At 66.0% G+C, this 17,696-nt stretch carries 14 protein-coding genes and 3 tRNA genes; 7 read left to right on the top strand and 10 right to left on the bottom strand.

Annotation, left to right across the window (positions count from 1 at the left end; genetic code table 11):
- Positions 1–3: 3 nt before the first annotated feature.
- A tRNA-Asp gene (locus LH128_RS24260) sits at positions 4–80 on the bottom strand.
- 178 nt (positions 81–258) lie between these two features.
- Here LH128_RS24260 and LH128_RS24255 point away from each other — a divergent pair.
- Positions 259–720: a hypothetical protein gene (locus LH128_RS24255; protein ID WP_008832333.1), complete on the top strand. Its 462-nt coding sequence runs from the start codon at positions 259–261 to the stop codon at positions 718–720.
- Positions 721–848: 128 nt separating this feature from the next.
- Here the strand turns inward: LH128_RS24255 and LH128_RS24250 are convergent, their stop codons facing one another.
- The 5 genes from LH128_RS24250 to thyA all read right to left on the bottom strand — a co-directional run bounded on the left by LH128_RS24250 (position 849) and on the right by thyA (position 6,207).
- The gene (locus tag LH128_RS24250; RefSeq protein ID WP_008832332.1) at positions 849–1,427 is read right to left on the bottom strand and encodes a YdeI/OmpD-associated family protein; all 579 of its coding nucleotides are present in this window, start codon (positions 1,425–1,427) and stop codon (positions 849–851) included.
- Positions 1,428–1,437: 10 nt separating this feature from the next.
- Positions 1,438–2,781, bottom strand: coding sequence for a dihydrolipoamide acetyltransferase family protein (locus tag LH128_RS24245; RefSeq protein WP_008832331.1), 1,344 nt, complete (start codon positions 2,779–2,781; stop codon positions 1,438–1,440).
- Positions 2,782–2,786: 5 nt separating this feature from the next.
- Entirely contained in the window at positions 2,787–3,839 is a 1,053-nt protein-coding gene (locus LH128_RS24240) for an alpha-ketoacid dehydrogenase subunit beta (protein ID WP_202196494.1), read from the bottom strand.
- Positions 3,836–5,146, bottom strand: a complete 1,311-nt coding sequence (locus LH128_RS24235; RefSeq protein WP_008832329.1) for a 3-methyl-2-oxobutanoate dehydrogenase (2-methylpropanoyl-transferring) subunit alpha — start codon at positions 5,144–5,146, stop codon at positions 3,836–3,838. The genes LH128_RS24240 and LH128_RS24235 overlap by 4 nt, the downstream gene beginning before the upstream one ends.
- 104 nt (positions 5,147–5,250) lie before the next feature.
- Positions 5,251–6,207, bottom strand: coding sequence for a thymidylate synthase (thyA, locus tag LH128_RS24230; RefSeq protein ID WP_008832328.1), 957 nt, complete (start codon positions 6,205–6,207; stop codon positions 5,251–5,253).
- 179 nt (positions 6,208–6,386) lie between these two features.
- Here thyA and LH128_RS24225 point away from each other — a divergent pair.
- Positions 6,387–6,463: transfer RNA gene (locus LH128_RS24225), tRNA-Pro, on the top strand.
- A 62-nt stretch (positions 6,464–6,525) separates the two neighbouring features.
- Here the strand turns inward: LH128_RS24225 and LH128_RS24220 are convergent.
- Positions 6,526–7,263 (bottom strand): FadR/GntR family transcriptional regulator, encoded by a 738-nt coding sequence (locus tag LH128_RS24220; protein ID WP_036522737.1) that lies wholly within the window; start codon positions 7,261–7,263, stop codon positions 6,526–6,528.
- Positions 7,264–7,415: 152 nt separating this feature from the next.
- Positions 7,416–9,473 (bottom strand): ATP-dependent DNA helicase RecG, encoded by a 2,058-nt coding sequence (gene recG, locus LH128_RS24215; RefSeq protein WP_008832326.1) that lies wholly within the window; start codon positions 9,471–9,473, stop codon positions 7,416–7,418.
- Positions 9,474–9,731: 258 nt separating this feature from the next.
- Here recG and LH128_RS24210 point away from each other — a divergent pair, with 258 nt between their 5' ends.
- Positions 9,732–10,154 (top strand): baeRF12 domain-containing protein, encoded by a 423-nt coding sequence (locus LH128_RS24210; RefSeq protein WP_008832325.1) that lies wholly within the window; start codon positions 9,732–9,734, stop codon positions 10,152–10,154.
- A 171-nt stretch (positions 10,155–10,325) separates the two neighbouring features.
- Positions 10,326–10,598 (top strand): FAD assembly factor SdhE, encoded by a 273-nt coding sequence (locus LH128_RS24205; protein WP_008832324.1) that lies wholly within the window; start codon positions 10,326–10,328, stop codon positions 10,596–10,598.
- 10 nt (positions 10,599–10,608) lie between these two features.
- Here LH128_RS24205 and LH128_RS24200 read toward each other — a convergent pair whose 3' ends face one another.
- Positions 10,609–11,334 (bottom strand): glucose 1-dehydrogenase, encoded by a 726-nt coding sequence (locus LH128_RS24200; RefSeq protein ID WP_008832323.1) that lies wholly within the window; start codon positions 11,332–11,334, stop codon positions 10,609–10,611.
- Positions 11,335–11,518: 184 nt separating this feature from the next.
- Between LH128_RS24200 and mfd the strand changes: the two genes are divergently transcribed.
- Positions 11,519–14,995 carry a transcription-repair coupling factor gene (mfd, locus tag LH128_RS24195; RefSeq protein WP_008832322.1) on the top strand — a complete coding sequence of 1,159 codons (3,477 nt, stop codon included), beginning with the start codon at positions 11,519–11,521 and terminating at the stop codon, positions 14,993–14,995.
- 282 nt (positions 14,996–15,277) lie between these two features.
- On the opposite strand, the gene LH128_RS24190 is transcribed toward mfd, so the two are convergent.
- Entirely contained in the window at positions 15,278–16,618 is a 1,341-nt protein-coding gene (locus LH128_RS24190) for an EAL domain-containing protein (protein WP_037521161.1), read from the bottom strand.
- Positions 16,619–16,725: 107 nt separating this feature from the next.
- On the opposite strand from LH128_RS24190, the gene LH128_RS24185 reads away from it, so the two are divergent.
- Entirely contained in the window at positions 16,726–17,511 is a 786-nt protein-coding gene (locus LH128_RS24185; protein WP_231958138.1) for an NAD kinase, read from the top strand.
- Between the two features lie 110 nt (positions 17,512–17,621).
- Positions 17,622–17,696, top strand: a tRNA-Asn gene (locus LH128_RS24180).

Below are 17,696 nucleotides of genomic sequence, written 5' to 3'. Positions count from 1 at the left end.
AAGTGGCGCGAGTGACGGGGCTCGAACCCGCGACCTCCGGCGTGACAGGCCGGCACTCTAACCAACTGAGCTACACCCGCGTTCTTGCGGTTGCGTCCGCTTGGGAGCGCCGCCACTAGGCCAGCCTCGCAGGGCTGTCAACGGCTTTGCGGAAGGCTTTTTCATTTTTTCGGCGACAGTGGAAATTAACCTTATTTTCGCGAGTGGCGACGCAGTCTTGCACCGGGGCCGCGCTGGGCGGCCGGGGGAGAATCGCCCGTGATTACAGCCAAGCGCATCCTCTGCACGCTATCCCTGACGGCAGTCGCGTTCACCGGCAGCACTCTTTCCGCCGAGGCCCGCAGCCCGAGTGCAGTCGCGACCGACAGCGCCGTCTTCGTGGAACGTGTCGATGCGCTCAACGGGCGCAGGCTGGAACCTGCCAGCATGCTCACACGCGGGGACCGGGTCGTGACCGTAGTGACGTGGCGGCGCATGCGCGGCACCGGCGGCTTCGTCCTGACCAACCCCCTGCCCGCCCGTCTCGCCTACCAGCGCAGCGCCAGCGACATGCAGGAAGTGTCGGTCGATGGCGGTCGCTCGTGGGGCCGTCTGGAGGCGATGCGCGTCGACGGACGCCAGGCGACGCCCGAGGACGTCACGCATGTGCGCTGGCGCATCCCCGCGAGCTACGCGGCGCTCGGTCAGGGACGCATCGCTTACGCGGGCGTGGTGCGGTAAAGGCGACGATCGAACCGTCGTCCCGGACTTGATCCGGGACCGCTGGCGGCCTTTAGGCGAGAGCCCGGATGAGCGCAGCAAGGTGGGCTGTTCACGGCCAGCGGTCCCGGATCAGGTCCGGGACGACGTCAGCACTTTTCGTATTTCCAATTGCGCTTTCTGCCCTCGGCGATCCACTCAACCGCCTGAGCCGTGCGCTTCTCCCGCGTGGCGGCGGTCTTCGCCTCGGTGATCCATTCGAGATAGTCGCGCCGTGCCGAAGGCGAGAACGCTTCGTAATGCGTCCTTGCGGCAGGAACCCCGTCCAGCGCCACCGCGAAGTCATCCGGCATGGCGATTTCGGGCTTGGGCTTGCGGGCCTGTTTCACCGCCGTTCCTTTGGTTTGCACCCGACCGCGCGCGGCCTGCAGCTTGTGTGCAAGCTCGGCTTCGTCCGGCAGGTCGGCAATCGCGGTGATGCGCCCGAACTGGCCCATCGCATCACCCTGGCGCCCGTCTCCGTGAATGACGAAAGTACAATGCGCCTTGAACGCCGCCATGCCGGCAACGTTCTTTGCGTTCACGAGGAAGTACGGCATCCCCCACTTGATCGCCTCTTCGGCATCGGGGAGCGCGCGGTGAGCCAGTTCACGCAGATGTTCGAGGATCGGGCGGGCGAAATCCGCGGCTTTGGCGATATACTCGTCTACGCGCGGATCGCTGCCCATCTGCCCTCTCCTACCCCGCGAGGATCAGCGCCGGGGCCTCGATCAGTTTCCTGAGGTCCTGCGCGAAGCTCGCCGCATCCCAGCCATCTACCACACGGTGATCGCAGCTCATCGAGATATTCATGAGCTTGCGCTTCTCGATGCGCTCGATGCCGTCGGTGCCCTTCACGAACATCGGCCGCTCGACGATGCGGTTGGGGCCGATGATGGCGACTTCGGGGCGGTTGATGACGGGCGTGGTCGCCACCCCGCCCATCGGACCAAGCGACGTCAGGGTAATCGTCGAGCCCGAAAGCTCCGAAGACTTCGCCGAGCCATCGCGCGCGGCGTTGGCGAGACGGGTGATCTCCGCCGCCAGCTGCCACAGATTGCGGTCCTGCGCATCGCGGATCACCGGGACCATCAGGCCGCCGGGCGTCTGCGCCGCCATGCCCAGATGCACCGAGCCGTAGCGCGTCACCACACCCGCCTCGTCGTCGTAGTGCGCATTGAGCATCGGGTACCTGGGCAGCAGCTTGCAGATCGCCGTGATCAGGAACGGCAGCATCGTCAGCTTCGGCCTGTCCCCGCGCCCGGCATTGAGCTGCGCGCGCGTCTCCTCCAGCGCGGTGACATCGTACTCCTCGACATAGGCGAAGTGCGGGATGTTGCGCTTGGAGGCGGCCATGTTCTCCGCGATGCGGCGGCGCAGGCCGATGACGCGGACCTGCTCGTCCTTGCCCTTCACGCCTGCGGGCTGGAAGCCGCCGCTGGCGTTGTAGGAGAGGAAGGCGTCGAGGTCGCTATGGCGCACGCGGCCATCCTCGACGGGTCGGACTTCGGACAAGTCGATGCCGAGATCACGCGCACGCTGGCGCACGGCGGGGCTGGCGAGAACCTTGGCGTGGGGGCCGGGCTTTGCCGCAAGCGTGGGCGCGCGGGCGTCGACAGGCTTAGCCTGAGCGGGTGTGGGTGTGGGAAGGGGCTCTGCAACCACCTCCGCTCGTGCTGAGCTTGTCGAAGCACCAGCCACCGCCTTCTCAACATCGCCCGCATCCGGCGTCTCGACTTCGATCCGCTCCTCGACCACCTCGGCCTTCGGAGCAGGAGCACGCCCCTCCTCGTTCCCCGCGCCTTCGATCTCGATCACCACCAGCGGCGAGCCGATGGCGATCACGTCGCCCGCCTCGCCCGCCACTTCGACCACGGTGCCCGAGACCGGGCTTTCCATCTCGACGGTGGCCTTGTCGGTCATCATGTCGGCAAGGCGGCCGTCTTCCTCGACAGTATCGCCGACCTTGACGTGCCAGGCGACGATCTCGGCCTCGGCGATGCCTTCCCCGATGTCGGGCAGGCGGAAAATATAGCGTCCCATCCCAGTTATTCCTTCATGAGCCGATCGACCGCCTCGCCGATGCGGACGGGACCGGGGAAATAGGCCCACTCGAGGCTGTGCGGATACGGCGTGTCGAAGCCGGTCACGCGCTCGACGGGGGCTTCGAGGTGATAGAAGCAGCGCTCCTGCACCAGCGTCACCAGTTCGGCGCCGAAGCCGGAGGTCCGGGTCGCCTCGTGTATCACCAGGCATTTCCCGGTCTTCTCCACCGACTTTTCCACAGTCGCCATGTCGAGCGGGACGAGCGTGCGCAAGTCGATGATCTCGGCATCGATGCCCTTCTCGGCCAGCACCGCCTCGGCGACGTGAACCATGGTGCCGTAGGACAACACCGTCAGCGCCGCACCTTCGCGCACGATGCGCGCCTTGCCGAGCGGGATCTTGTAGTAGCCCTCCGGCACCAGGCTGCCGGGATGGCCCTTCCACGTCCGCGAGGGCTTGTCGTAATAGCCGTCGAACGGGCCGTTGTAGATGCGCTTGGGCTCGAAGAAGATGACCGGGTCGTTGTCCTCGATCGCCGCGATCAGCAGGCCCTTGGCATCGTGCGGGGTCGCCGGGATCACCGTCTTGAGGCCCGCGACGTGCGTGAACATCGCCTCCGGACTCTGGCTGTGCGTCTGGCCACCGAAAATACCACCGCCGAAGGGCGAGCGGATGGTGATCGGCGAGGTGAACTCGCCCGCCGAACGATAGCGCATGCGCGCCGCCTCGGAGACGAGCTGGTCGAGGCCGGGATAGATGTAGTCCGCGAACTGGATCTCCGGCACCGGGCGCAGGCCGTAAGCTGCCATGCCGACCGCCGCGCCGACGATCCCGCATTCGTTGATCGGCGAATCGAACACGCGGTTGCGGCCGTACTTCTTCTGCAGACCGGCGGTAGCGCGGAACACGCCGCCGAAATAGCCGACGTCCTCGCCCAGAATGACGATGTCGGGATCGCGGGCCATCATGATGTCGAGCGCGTCGTTGATCGCCTCGATCATGTTCATCGAGCGGGTCGGCGCGTCGTGGAGGCTCAACGCATTCTCTTCGGTCATGCGCCTTCTCCCTTCCATTCGGGCCATTTGATCTCACGCTCGCGGATGGCCTGCGCGGCCTGCTCCTCGAGGTGCCAGGGAAGTTCCTCGAAGACGTCCTCGAACATGGTGTGGAACGGATGGTGCAGCCCGTGGCCGAGGACGCCGTTCTTCTCGGCCTCCTTGGTCGCCACCTTCACCTGCTCGACCAGTTCGCGGTCCATCGCCTCCTGCTGCGCCTCCGACCACTCGCCAAGGGCGATGAGGTGCTTCTTGAGGCGCATGATCGGATCGCCGAGCGGCCATTCCTCGCGCTCCTGCGCGGAGCGATAGGCGCTGGGATCGTCGGAGGTGGAGTGCCCCTCGGCGCGGTACGTGAAGTGCTCGATCAGGGTCGGGCCCTGATTGGCGCGGGCACGGTCAGCGGCCCAGCGCGAGGCGGCATAGACCGCCAGCGCATCGTTGCCGTCGACCCGCAGCCCGGCAATGCCGTAGCCGGCCGCGCGAGCAGCGAAGGTCGTGCGCTCCGCCCCGGCAAAGCCCGAGAAGCTGGAGATCGCCCACTGGTTGTTGACGACGTTCAGCACCACCGGCGCGTTGTAGACCGCCGCGAACGTCATCGCCGCGTGGAAGTCGCCCTCGGCGCTCGATCCCTCGCCGACGAAGGCGGTGGCGATGCGGGTATCGCCCTTGATCGCGCTGGCCATCGCCCAGCCCACCGCCTGCGGGTACTGCGTGGCGAGGTTGCCCGAGATGGAGAAGAACCCGTAATCCTTGGCCGAATACATGACCGGCAACTGGCGGCCCTTCAGCTTGTCCGCGCGGTTGGAGTAGATCTGGTTGACCATCTCCACCAGCGGATACCCGCGCGAGATCAGGATGCCCTGCTGGCGATAGGTCGGGAACACCATGTCGTCGTGGGCCAGCGCGTGGGCATGGGCGACCGAGATCGCCTCCTCGCCGGTGCACTTCATGTAGAAGCTGGTCTTGCCCTGCCGCTGCCCGCGATACATGCGGTCGTCGAAGGCGCGGGTCAGTGCCATCGTGCGCAGCATCCGCCGCAGCGTCTCGGCATCGAGGCCCGGGTTCCAGGGGCCGACCGCGCGATCCTCTTCATCGAGGACGCGAATCATGTCGGTGGTCATCGGCCAGGTTTCGCTGGCCGGGCAATTCTCGTCAGGGCGCCCCAGTTGTCCTGCAGGCGGCACCGGGAGATGCGAATAGTCGACGACGTCGCCGGGCCGGTATCGAGGCTCGGGTACGTAGAGTTCCAGCGGCGGCAGATTCCCGCGCGCCCTTCCCGTATCTGGTGCCGTTTTTTCGGCCATTTCAATGCTCTCCCGCCAAGGTCGGGCCGTCGGAACCCGCCCCGCAGCAGGCGAAGCAAAATTCCACGGTTAAGTCATATTATTTCAAACCTTGGTAATGTCAATTACACCGCAACCGGCGCGGCGATATGCGCCTGGGGGGCATATCCGGCGACTTCGAAGTCCTCGATCCGATAGTCGAAGATCGAATCGGGACGCCGGAGAATCGCCATCGTCGCCTCGCCTTCCGGCTCGCGCGAGAGCTGTTCTTCGACCAGCGCCGCATGGTTGAGGTACAAGTGGACATCACCACCGGTCCAAACGACCTCACCGGGTGCAAGGTTGCATTGCTGCGCCATCATCCGCGTCAGCAGGGCCAGCGACCACATGTTGAAGGCGAAGCCGAGGCCGAGGTCGCAGCTGCGCTGATAGAGCAGGCATGAGAGCCGCCCGTCCGCGACATGGAACTGATAGGTCTTGTGGCAAGGCGGCAGCGCCATCGAATCGAGTTCGGCGACGTTCCATCCCTCGATGATATGGCGGCGGCTACCTGGATTTTTGCGCAGGCTCTCGACCACCTGCGCCACCTGGTTGATGCCGGGACCGCGCCGGAACAGTCCCTCGCCGACAGGCTCATACGTGTCCCAGTCCACCCACTGCTTGCCATAGACCGGACCGAGATCGCCCCAGGCCTCGGCAAACACCTCGTCCGCCACGATTCGCGCGGAGAAGTCCTTGCGGCTGATCTCCTCGCCCGTTTCGCGGCGGTAGCGGTCGAGCGGCCAGTCGGTCCAGATTTCCACCCCCTGCGCGCAGAGCGGACGGATATTGGTGTTACCCGTCAGGAACCACAGCATCTCGCGCGTGGCGGTCTTCCAGTAGACGCGCTTGGTGGTGAGCAGCGGCATCGCGCCGCCCGACAGGTCGAACCGGATCGTCGCGCCGAAAACCGAGCGCGTGCCCACTCCCGTGCGATCGAGCCGCTCGTCGCCGTGCTCCCAGATGCGGCGCATGAGGTCGAGGTATTGCCATTCCCAATGCGGGGTTGCGGTGGAGGCGGTGCGAAGCGCGGTCGTGGTCATGGCATCAGACTATCCGCCCGCGGGCACCGGCGAAAGCACCCGCGCGCGATGCTCCCCAGCGCAATCAGCCACCATTTTCACAAGGTTGAAGTTTTTGCCGAAAAGCCCCTTGCCACCCCCGGAAGTGCCCTATATAGGCGCCCTCCTGCCCGGGGCGGTCTTCGGATTGCCCCTCCGGTCGGGGAATAGCTCAGCCTGGTAGAGCACTGTCTTCGGGAGGCAGGGGCCGGAGGTTCGAATCCTCTTTCCCCGACCACTTTATACGAGAACGGCGTGTCGCAAGACGCGCCGTTCGTCGTTTCAGGCCCATTTTTTTGTTCAGCGCGAAAAGTATCGGGATCGCATTTCCGCTACCCGCGCCCTGGCTTCGGCGACAGCGCGCTCCTCGATCGCCATAAGCAGGTGTTCGATCGAGCCTTCCAGATGCATCCGCACCGCCGCCCGCGCCCGCACCGGGTCGCGCGCCTCGAGTGCGGCGGCAATCTCCACATGCTGCTCGAGGCTGTAGCGATAGTTGCGGGCGCGCGCCTCCTCCAGCATGCGTCGGCACTCGGGCGAGCGCGAGCGCATTTCCCACAAGTCGCGCACGCCGCGCTCGACCGCGACGTTGTGGGTTGCACGGGCCACGGTCATGTGAAAGTCCGTCAATGCCGCCTGCCAGTCCTCGAAGGAGCCATCGTGACGGCCCATCTCGACGATTGCGCGTCGAAGCACGGCAATGTCCTCGTCGGTAATGTTGGCCGCGGCGAGCGAAGCCGCCTCGCCCTCGAAGATGAGGCGCGCCTGCGCCAGTTCCATCGGCGTGACGTCGGCTGCAGGTGAGGACGGCGCTTCATCCGGCTGCCGCAGCACATAGGCGCCCGAGCCGATTCGCACTTCGACCACGCCCATGACTTCAAGCGCCAGCAAGGCCTCGCGCACGACCGGGCGACTGACACCCATGGTGACGGCCAGCTCACGTTCGGCGGGCATTCGCGCACCGACTGGATAGCGGCCTTCGCGTACCTCTTGCATCAGCCGCGCCGCGACCTTGCGATAGAGACGAGGTGGCTGCATCTCCACGTGTTCGACGTCTGCCTGTTGTCCCTTCAATTGCCCCTCCCCCGGTTTGACCGATTTTTCGGCTTTTCAGGGCTGGTCTTACCAGTCCAGTGACGCGGCGAACAGTCTGAGTTCCTGCAAGGTCAATCGCGTTTGCTGACGCAAATTCAGCCCGAGCGCAGCAGTTGCACGCCCCAGTCACGCTCGAACAGATAGAGCAGCAGCCGCGCCGCCTCGCCGCGCGGACCGGCAAGGCCGCCGTCGCGCTCGATCAGCAGCCGCGCGTCGTCGTGGGCGAGCGGCAGCAGCTTGGTGATCTGTTCGAGGCTGGCGATGCGGAACGGCGTGTCGCCAGACTGGCGCGTGCCGAGCAGTTCGCCGCCGCCGCGCAGTTGCAGATCCTCCTCGGCAAGCCGGAAGCCGTCCTGCGTCTCGCGCATCAGGGCGAGGCGCTGGCGGCCGGTTTCGGACAACTGGTTGCCGCGCAGCAGCAGGCAGGTGGACTTTCCCGAACCGCGCCCGACGCGCCCGCGCAGTTGGTGCAGCTGGGCAAGGCCGAAGCGCTCGGCCTGTTCGATCACCATCAGCGTGGAATTGGGCACGTCGACTCCGACCTCGATCACCGTGGTCGCGACCAGCAGCTTGGCCTCGCCCCGGGCGAAGCGTTCCATCGCCGCGTCCTTGACCTCGGGCAGCAGCTGGCCGTGGACCAGTGCCACGGTATCGCCGAAGCGCTCCTTGAGCGCTGCATAACGCGCCTCGGCGGCGGCAAGGTCGTCGGTCTCGCTCTCGTTGACCATCGGGCAGACCCAGTAAGCCTGCTGCCCCGATTCGATATGGCGCGTCAGGGCGCCGACGACGTCGTCCATGCGCTCCACCGCGACGACGCGGGTGTCGATCGCCTGACGGCCCGGCGGCAGTTCGTCGAGCTTGGAGACTTCCATCTCGCCGTACTGCGCCAGAGTCAACGTGCGCGGGATCGGGGTCGCGGTCATCGCCAGCGTATGCGGCGCGCGGCGTCCCTTGCGCGCCAGCATCAGCCGCTGGCCGACACCGAAGCGGTGCTGCTCGTCGATCACCACCAGCGCGAGGTTCTTGTAAGCCACACTGTCCTGAAAGATCGCGTGTGTGCCGACGACGATCTGGATCGCGCCGCCCAGCAACCCCATCAGGATCGCCTCGCGGGCTTTGCCCTTGTCTCGCCCCGTCAGCAGCGCGATCTCGACGCCTGTGCCCTGCAGCATGCGCGACAGCGTCTCGTAATGCTGACGGGCGAGGATTTCGGTCGGCGCCAGCAGCGCGGCCTGCGCGCCTGCCTCCACCGCGATCAGCATCGAGGACAGCGCCACCACCGTCTTGCCCGATCCCACGTCGCCCTGCAGCAGCCGCAGCATCGGCGAGGGCTGCGCCAGATCACCCTCGATCTCGCCGATCGAGCGGGCCTGCGCGCCGGTCAGCGCGAACGGCAGCTTCAGCTTGGCCCGCAGCGAGCCATCGCCCACCAGCGGCGTGCCGCGCTGCGAGCGGTTGCTTTCGCGCACCAGCATCAGCGCCAGCGCATTGGCGAAGAGTTCGTCGTAGGCCAGCCGGTCGCGCGCGGGGCCGTTGACGCCGCGATGCGCCTCGGTCAGCGCCTCGCGCCAGAGCGGCCAGCCGGTCTTGGCGGTGAGGCTGGGCTCGATCCATTCGGGAAGCTCGGGGAGAGACTTCAGCGCCTGCGCCACCAGCGAGGCGGCGCGGCCCTGCGTCAGACCTTCGGACAGAGGATAGACCGCCTCGCACAATTGCCCGATCGGCGCGGACGAATCCTCCGACACATGTTCGGGGTGCACGATCTGAAGCATCTGGCCGTACTGGTCGATCCGCCCGGCCACCCAGCGCGTCTCGCCGACAGGCAGCTGCTTCTTGCCCGTATAGGAGGCGCGGCCGAAGTATGTGACGGTGCAGATGTTGCCCGCCGCGTCCTCGGCGATGACGCGGAACGGGCCGCGGCCACTGGGCGAGCGGTGTTCGCGAACGGTGAGCGCGACGATGACGTTCTCGCCCACGCCCGCTTCATCGAGGTTGGTGATCGCGCGCCGTTCAACGAAGCGGTCGGGCAGGTGATACGCAAGATCCCTGATCCGGGTAAGCCCCAGCTTTTCCAGCGGCTTGCGCAGCTTGGGACCGACGCCTTCGAGCGCCTCGACTTCGACGAACAGGGAATTGAGAGCTTCAGGCCGCATGACGAGCGCCTCTTAAGGCTTGCTTGGAAAATGCGCAAAAGCGCATTTTCACCGCGGCACCGGCCCACGCCCCCACCCGACCTCCCACGGAAGTATACTTAATGGGAGGTCGGGTGGGGGCGTGGGCCGGTGCCGCAAAATCCGCAATTCGCGGATTTTCATAAATCTCGACGCGAGTGGGGACCGTTTCGCCAGAGCGGGCGGAACCTTGTCCGTCATCGTGCGGTTGGCTCCCCTGTAACAATGAAGGAGAAGCCCATGCTCTTGCCGAACGGAACCGTGTTCGCGATCGTCGACGGAGAGAACTTCGAACTCTATCGCAACACGGGGGCGGAAGCCGAACCCCGACTGGCGGCGATGGACGTACCCGAACTCGAGGCCACCAACTTCAGCGCTGGCGCCCGCCGTCTCGACGGCCCCACACGTCATCAGGCCCGCACCGGCGACGGCAGCAACGACGCGCTCGATGAAAGCGCCCACGTCGCGGCGGTAACGGGATGGCTGAACAGCCAGGTGCTTTCGCGTGAAATCGACCAGCTGGTGGTCGTCGCCGACCCGCGCTCGCTGGGCGAGATGCGCAGGCATTACCACAAGCAGCTCAAGGACGTGCTGGTGGCTGAGGTGCCCAAGAACCTCGCCGGACGTCCCGCGCAGGAGATCACCCGCATCCTGCATGGCTGATCCTTGATCGAGGGGGCTTCGGACAGGCCGTGCCTGACCCTTCGACAAGCTCAGGGTGAGCGGAGGTGAGTATAAACTTCCCTATTCCGCTCAGGCTGAGCCTGTCGAAGCCCCCTCCGCTTCGCACTACAGGAGTTGCCGAGCCTGACACCGCATTGTAACGGCGCGGGCATGACCGAACTCACGCCTCGCCTCGCCCGCCTCAAGTTCCGCGCCTGGCATCGCGGCACCCGCGAGGCGGATTATATGATCGGCTGCTTCTTCGACCGCTTCCATGCGGAATGGTCGGACGAGGACATCACCCTGTTCGAGACCATCATCGAAGAGGAAGATGTCGATATCATGGGCTGGGCGCTCGGCACGATGTCCGTGCCCGAGGAATATCGCGGGCCGATGATCGATAGGATGATGAAGCTCGATTACGTCGAGATTCCGAGAGACTGAACGGGCGCGACTAGAGACCGCCCAGCAGGTGCCCGCCATCGACCGGGATCACCACCCCGGTCATGTACCGCGAGGCATCCGAGCACAGCAGCATGAGCGGCCCGTCGAGATCCTCGAAATTACCGAAGCGCCGCTGCGGAATGCGCTTGGACATCGCCTCGCCCAACTTGCTGGAGAGGAAATCTCGGTTCATGTCCGTGGCGAAATAGCCCGGCGCCAGTGCATTCACGCGGATACCATATCGCGCCAGTTCCAGCGCCATCTGTTTGGTCATCTGCACCACGCCCGCCTTGCTCATCGCATAGACCGCCAGTTGCCCGCCTTGCGCGAGCCCGAGGATCGAGGCGATGTTGACGATTGCCCCTCCTTCTCCCCGATCGCGCATGCGCCTCGCGACTTCGGTGGCCACGAGAAAGGCGCCGCGCAGGTTCGCGCTCATGATGTGATCGTAGTCCTCCACCGTCGCATCGAGCACCGGCTGGGCGCTGGACACGCCCGCGTTATTGACCAGCACGTCGATGGGGCCAGCCTGAAGGACGGCTTCGCGGATGCTGGCTGGGTCGGTGACGTCGAGGGATACGCAGGTGGCATCGCCGATTTCGGCGGCCAGTTTCTCCAGCGCATCCATGCGCCGGGCCGCGAGCACGACATGCGCACCGGCGGCGCTCAGGACTTGCGCGAAGTGGCGGCCGAGGCCGCTCGAAGCGCCGGTTATCAGTACGCGCTTGCCTTGCATTGCTTTCTCCTCTCGTCGTCCCGGACTTGATCCGGGACCGCTGGCGGTGAACCGCCCACCTCATCGGCGCGCGCAGCAAGCTCCTACCTAAAGACCGCCGGCGGTCCCGGATCAAGTCCGGGACGACGCGGGAAGACGATTGTATTTCCGCGCGGCCCCGCATATCCCGCCAATCACCCCTGTCATGACTGATTTCTCCCGCATCATCACGGCCTCGGCGCCGTTGACCCTCGCTTCGGTCACTCGCGGTTCGCAGCCGCTGGTCATGGCCGACCTTGCCCGCGCCATTGCTGCGAAAGGCCGCGCCGTCTTCGTCGCGGACAACGACCAGGCGATGAGCGCCGTCGCCAGCGCCGCGCAGTTCTTTGCGCCCGAACTGGAGGTCATCGAGTTCCCCGCGTGGGACTGCCTGCCCTATGACCGCGCCAGCCCCGCGCTCTCGGTCAGCGCCCGCCGCCTCGCCGCGCTCCATGCGTTGCAGTTGAAGCGACAGGGGCCGCAGCTTCTCGTCACCACCACCAATGCCCTGCTCCAGCGCGTGCTCACTCCGTTCCGCATCCGCGAATCGGTGCGCTTGCTCAAGCCCGGCATGGAGATCGGCCACGAAAGCCTGATCGGCCTGCTGCGCCGCCAGGGCTACCAGCGCACCGACACCGCGATCGACGCGGGCGAGTTCGCCGTTCGCGGCTCGATCTTCGACATCGTGCCCTCGGGCCTCGAAGGCGGCCTGCGCCTCGACTTCTTCGGCGACGAGCTGGAAACGCTGCGCCTGTTCGACACCGGCACCCAGCGCTCCAGCGGCACCGTGCCCGACCACCTGCTGCTGCCCGCCAGCGAAGCTCTGATGGACGAGGACACCGTCAAACGCTTCCGCTCCCGCTACCGCGAGATGTTCGGCGCCAATGCCACGGCCGATCCGCTCTATCAGGCGGTCAGCGACGGCCGCCGCCTTGCGGGCATGGAGCACTGGCTGCCGCTGTTCGAGGACCGGCTGGTCACCCTGTTCGACCACCTCGGCCCCGATGACCTGATCGTGATGGACACCGCCGCGATCGGCGCCGTGGACGAGCGCGTCACCGATGTCGCGGACTATCACAAGGCCCGTCTCGAAACCTCGGGCCAGAAGGCCGGCTCCTACCGCCCGCTGGCGACCGATTCGCTCTATCTCGGCAAGGACGAACTGGACGAACTGATCGCCGCCCACCCGGTCCACCGCGCCGATCCCTTCGCCCAGCCGGAAAGCGGCAAGGTGATCGACTTCGGCTTCGGCAACGCACGCGATTTCGCCCCCGAGCGCGCGCGAGGAGACAATGCCTACGAGGCCGCCGCCAAGCACCTCCACGCCATCGCCAAGTCGGGCCGCAAGGCGATCCTCGCCGCCTACTCCCCCGGCAGCCGCGCCCGCCTCGTCTCCATCCTCGGCGAAGCGAAAGGCCCCGAGCCGCGCGTCGCCGAGACCTGGCAGGAAGCGCTGGGCCTTGCCGTGCAGGGCCGCTCCGCCGCGCTGGTGCTGCCGCTGGAGACGGGCTTCTCCAACGATTCCGTCGAGGTCATCACCGAGCAGGACATCCTTGGCGACCGCCTCGTCCGCCGGAAGAAAAAGAAGAAGGATTCCGACGCCTTCCTCGCCGAACTCGCGGCGCTGACGCCGGGCGATCTCGTCGTCCACATGGATCATGGCATCGGCCGGTACGAAGGCCTGCAGTCGATCCCAGTCGGCAAGAGCCCGCACGACTGCGTAATGCTGACCTACTCCGGCGGCGACAAGCTCTATATCCCGGTCGAGAACCTCGACGTCCTCTCGCGCTACGGCAGCGAGGCGGAAGGCGTCGCGCTCGACAAGCTGGGCGGCGAGGCTTGGCAGAAGCGCCGCGCCCGCCTGAAGGAGCGCATCCGCGAGATCGCGGGTGAACTGATGAAGACCGCCGCCGAACGCGCACTGCGCGAGGCGCCCGCGCTCGTCGCCGAGGAATCGAGCTTCAACCAGTTCGTCGACCGCTTCCCCTGGCAGGAAACCGAGGACCAGGAAGCAGCGATCGCCGATACGCTGGAAGACCTCTCCAGCGGCCGCCCGATGGATCGCCTCGTCTGCGGCGACGTTGGCTTCGGCAAGACCGAAGTGGCCCTGCGCGCCGCCTTCGTCGCGGCGATGGCGGGCCAGCAAGTCGCCGTCGTCGCGCCCACCACGCTGCTGGCGCGCCAGCACTTCTCCGGCTTCGCGGACCGGTTCGCGGGCTTCCCGCTCAACGTCGGCCGCCTCTCGCGCCTCGTGCCCGAAAAGGAAGCCAAGGCCACCCGCGACGGGCTGGCGGACGGCACCATGGACGTGGTGTGCGGCACGCACGCGATCCTCTCCAAGACGGTCAGCTTCAAGCGCCTCGGCCTCGTCATCGTCGACGAGGAACAGCGGTTCGGCGTGAACCACAAGGAGAAGCTGAAGCAGTTGCGCGCCGACGTGCACGTGCTGACGCTGACCGCCACACCGATCCCGCGCACCCTGCAGATGGCGATGAGCGGCCTGCGCGAACTCTCCACCATCCAGACCCCGCCGGTCGATCGCCTTGCGGTGCGGACCTATGTGATGGAATGGGACGAGATGGTGATGCGCGAGGCCCTGCTGCGCGAACACCATCGCGGCGGTCAGAGCTTCATCGTCGTCCCCCGCATCTCCGACATGCCCGAGATCGAGGACTGGCTGCACAAGAACGTGCCCGAGGTGAAGTACATCTCCGCCCACGGCCAGATGAGCGCAGGCGACGTGGAAGAGCGCATGAGCGCCTTCTACGAGGGCAAGTACGAGGTGCTGCTCTCCACCACGATCGTGGAAAGCGGCATCGACATTCCGCGCGCCAACACGATCATCATCCACCGCGCCGACCGCTTCGGCCTCGCCCAGCTCTACCAGCTGCGCGGCCGCGTGGGCCGATCCAAGCTGCGCGCCTATGCCTATCTGACGACCCCACCCGACCGCGCCTTGTCCGAAGTGGCCGAAAAGCGCCTCAAGGTGCTGGGCGATCTCGATTCGCTCGGCGCAGGCTTCCAGCTCGCCAGCCACGACCTCGACATTCGCGGTGCGGGCAATCTCCTTGGCGACGAGCAATCCGGCCACATTCGCGAAGTCGGCTTCGAACTCTACCAGTCGATGCTGGAGGACGCGATCCTCGCCGCGCGCGCGGGCGGTGTCGGGCTGGAGAAGGACACCTCGGGCCTGTCCCCGCAAATCACCGTCGAAGCGCCGATCATGATCCCGGAAGAGTACGTACCGGACCTCGCCGTCCGCATGGCGCTCTACCGCCGCCTGAACGATGCGGATTCGCGCGCCGAGATCGAATCGCTCTCCGCCGAGATGATCGACCGCTTCGGCCCCCTGCCCCAGCCGACCGCGAACCTCGTCCAGCTTATCCAGATCAAACGGCAGGCGATCGAGGCGCACATCGCCAAGATCGACGTCGGCCCGCGCGGCACGCTGGTCAGCTTCCACAACGACAGCTTCCCGAACCCGGCTGGGTTGATCGCCTATGCGGAGCGGCTGAACGGCGCGGTGAAGCTGCGGCCCGACAACAAGCTGGTGCTGCAGCGCGCATGGGGCGATCCGAAGAGCAGGCTCAACGGGTTGCTGCAACTGACCAAGGGCTTGAGTGCAGTGGCGCGGAAGGGGTGATTATGCAGGGGTTTGCCACCCGTGCACCCCGTGAAATGTCAAGGTAGCGCGCGCAGCTTCAGCGTTCTGAAATTGCGAAATCGGCATTACGCCCTGCGGTACTGTTTCCACTTCGTCATTGCGAGAGTAGCGAAGCAATCCAGGGCAGTTTCAAGCCGCTCTAGATTGCTTCGCTACGCTCGCAATGACGAGATAAAGCGCCGCAGGCCATGAATCAGCCCGCAATGCGCACCCCATGCCGCTGGACGCGCCACGCCGACAGGTATTCGGGGTGCAGGGGGGCTATGCTCCCCTGCTTTCCTCTTTCTTCTCTTCAGCCCAGGCCAACTTAGCAAACATCGCCGCACTCATGGGCTGCGCCCGCAGGAACCCCTGGAAATACGCGCAACCTTCGCGCGCCGCGACCTCACGCTGGCCTTCTTCCTCGATCCCTTCGGCGATCACTTCGAGGTCCAGCGCCTTCGCCATCGCCACGATCGCGCGCAGTACCGCCACGTCGCGGCGGTCGGTGGTCACGCCGTCGATCATCGAGCGGTCAAGCTTCAGGTAGTGGATCGGCAGCACCTTCAGGTAGCGGAAGTTGCAGAACCCCGCCCCGAAGTCGTCCAGCGCGATGCGGATGCCTTGCGCGGAGAATTCCGCCATCGTCTGCGCAACCATCTCGATGTCGGCGATGAGGGCCTGCTCGGTGATCTCCAGCGTCAGCTGCCGCAGCGGGAAGCCGGACTCGCGGATCAGCTCGAACATCTGCCGGGTATAGCTGGCGAAGGCGAGGTCGGCGGGCGTCACGTTGATCGAGAGCCGCAACTGGCCCGGCCACGCGCGCGCGGCAAACATCGCCTTGCGGGCGATGTGGCGGGACAATGGCCCGATGTGGTCCGCCCGCTCGGCGATGGCGAACAGCGCGCCCGCACCGATGCGGCCGAGTTCGGGGTGGTTCCAGCGGGCGAGTGCCTCGGCGCCGGTCAGGCGGTCGTCGGCAAGGTTGAACTGGGGCTGGAACAGCACCTCGATCTCGTCGCGGTCGATGGCGACGAGGAGGTCGGCCTCCAGCTGCTGCGCCGAGCGGCCGGGCGGGGTCACCTCGCCATCGGCCCAGGCGAGGCGGGTGCCGGCCTGCTCGTAGGCCTCGCCCAGCGCGTGGCCGAGACGGTCGAGCATCGATTCGACGCTCTCGCCGGTCAGCGCGCGGATCAGCGCGACACGGGGGGAAAGGCGCAGCATGCCGGTGCTGACCGGGATCGGCCGCGCGATCATGTCGGCCAGCTGGTCCGCCACAAGCTGCCAGCGCTCGCGGCTGCAGGCCTCGTTGGCGACGAGAAGGAAGCTGCCGCCCCCTGCCCGCGCCAGCAGCCAGGGGCCGTCGAGCTCCTGTTCCGCGAAGTGGCCGATGCGCGCGGCGACTTCCTCCAGCGCGCCGTCGCCCGCGGCCTCGCCATAAGCCATGTTGATGGCGTCGAGGCGGCGCAGACTGAGCAGCATGGCATGGACATGCGCCAGGTGCGGCATCAGCGCCGGGTCTTCGCGCCACGCGGCGATGCGATCGTGGACCGCGTCGAGCCCGGGAATGCCGGACAGACGATCCTCAATCCGCTTCGCAGGATTGCGGACCCGATCTTTCATGCCTGCATCGTTCAGTTTAACGCCCATCACGCCGCCATAACCCAAACCCCTTGCAAAACCCTTCAAAATTCGCGAGCCCCGGTCCCAGAATGGGACCTTTGGAAAACATGATGGGGAAAGACGTGAAGCTGGCGCTCATCGTCTCCGACAGCGCCAAGGCCCAGGCCGGGGCCATGCTCCTGCGCGATTCGCATCCATGGGTGTCCTCGCAGGAGGCCGACGTGCTGGTCGTGCTGGGCGGAGACGGCTTCCTGCTACACGTGCTGCACGAATTGCTGGACCATGATTCGATCAAGCCGGTCTACGGGATGAACCTGGGCACGCTGGGATTCCTGATGAACGGCCCGCTCGAGGATGGCGAGACCATTGCCCGGCGCGTGGCCGAAGCGCATCCGGTCCCCGTGCGCCCTCTGTGCATGGATGCCGTGACGCAGAACGGCAGCAAGTTCAGCTACTATGCCTTCAACGAAGTCTCGCTGCTGCGCGAAACGCGCCAGACCGCGAAGATCGAAGTCCGCATCAACGGCCGGGTACGCATGGAGGAACTGGCGGGCGACGGCATCCTGCTGGCAACGCCGGTGGGCTCCACCGCATACAACCTCTCGGCCCATGGCCCGATTCTGCCGCTGGGTTCGCGCATGGTGGCGATGACGCCGCTCAACCCGTTCCGCCCCCGCCGCTGGAAGGGCGCGATCCTGCCGGAAAGCGCGAGCGTGGAGCTGCGTATTCTCGAGCCCGGCAAGCGCCCCGTCGCCGCCGTCGCCGACCACAAGGAAGTGCGCGATGTCGCCATCGTGCGGATCAGCGCGACGGCGGAAAAGGAGCTGACCCTGCTGTTCGACCCCGGCTTCACGCTGGAGGAGCGGATCTTCGCCGAGCAGTTCCAGGTCTGAGGGAAGAAATTTCGAAAATAGATCAGATTTTCTGCATCACGGGGTTGCCAAGGCCGATGAAGCTGTTATTGGCGCACCCCTGCCCGGCGGTGGTAACACTGACAGGCTGCTCCCCGATAGCTCAGCGGTAGAGCATTCGACTGTTAATCGAATGGCCGTAGGTTCGAATCCTACTCGGGGAGCCA

This window comes from Sphingomonas sp. LH128 (assembly GCF_000293195.2).
Taxonomy (GTDB): Bacteria; Pseudomonadota; Alphaproteobacteria; order Sphingomonadales; family Sphingomonadaceae; genus Novosphingobium; species Novosphingobium resinovorum_A.
The sequence above is the reverse complement of the archived record's forward strand: the minus strand, read 5'-3'. Positions and strand labels throughout refer to the sequence as shown.

Excerpts from the sequence above, each read along its gene's own strand:
- LH128_RS24190 (WP_037521161.1), bottom strand. The coding sequence starts at position 16,618 with ATGAAAGATCGGGTCCGCAATCCTGCGAAGCGGATTGAGGATCGTCTG.
- LH128_RS24250 (WP_008832332.1), bottom strand. The coding sequence starts at position 1,427 with ATGGGCAGCGATCCGCGCGTAGACGAGTATATCGCCAAAGCCGCGGAT.
- recG (WP_008832326.1), bottom strand. The coding sequence starts at position 9,473 with ATGCGGCCTGAAGCTCTCAATTCCCTGTTCGTCGAAGTCGAGGCGCTC.
- LH128_RS24185 (WP_231958138.1), top strand. The coding sequence starts at position 16,726 with ATGATGGGGAAAGACGTGAAGCTGGCGCTCATCGTCTCCGACAGCGCC.
- LH128_RS24235 (WP_008832329.1), bottom strand. The coding sequence starts at position 5,146 with ATGGCCGAAAAAACGGCACCAGATACGGGAAGGGCGCGCGGGAATCTG.
- LH128_RS24200 (WP_008832323.1), bottom strand. The coding sequence starts at position 11,334 with ATGCAAGGCAAGCGCGTACTGATAACCGGCGCTTCGAGCGGCCTCGGC.
- LH128_RS24210 (WP_008832325.1), top strand. The coding sequence starts at position 9,732 with ATGCTCTTGCCGAACGGAACCGTGTTCGCGATCGTCGACGGAGAGAAC.
- thyA (WP_008832328.1), bottom strand. The coding sequence starts at position 6,207 with ATGACCACGACCGCGCTTCGCACCGCCTCCACCGCAACCCCGCATTGG.
- LH128_RS24240 (WP_202196494.1), bottom strand. The coding sequence starts at position 3,839 with ATGACCGAAGAGAATGCGTTGAGCCTCCACGACGCGCCGACCCGCTCG.
- mfd (WP_008832322.1), top strand. The coding sequence starts at position 11,519 with ATGACTGATTTCTCCCGCATCATCACGGCCTCGGCGCCGTTGACCCTC.
- LH128_RS24245 (WP_008832331.1), bottom strand. The coding sequence starts at position 2,781 with ATGGGACGCTATATTTTCCGCCTGCCCGACATCGGGGAAGGCATCGCC.
- LH128_RS24220 (WP_036522737.1), bottom strand. The coding sequence starts at position 7,263 with ATGCAGCCACCTCGTCTCTATCGCAAGGTCGCGGCGCGGCTGATGCAA.
- LH128_RS24205 (WP_008832324.1), top strand. The coding sequence starts at position 10,326 with ATGACCGAACTCACGCCTCGCCTCGCCCGCCTCAAGTTCCGCGCCTGG.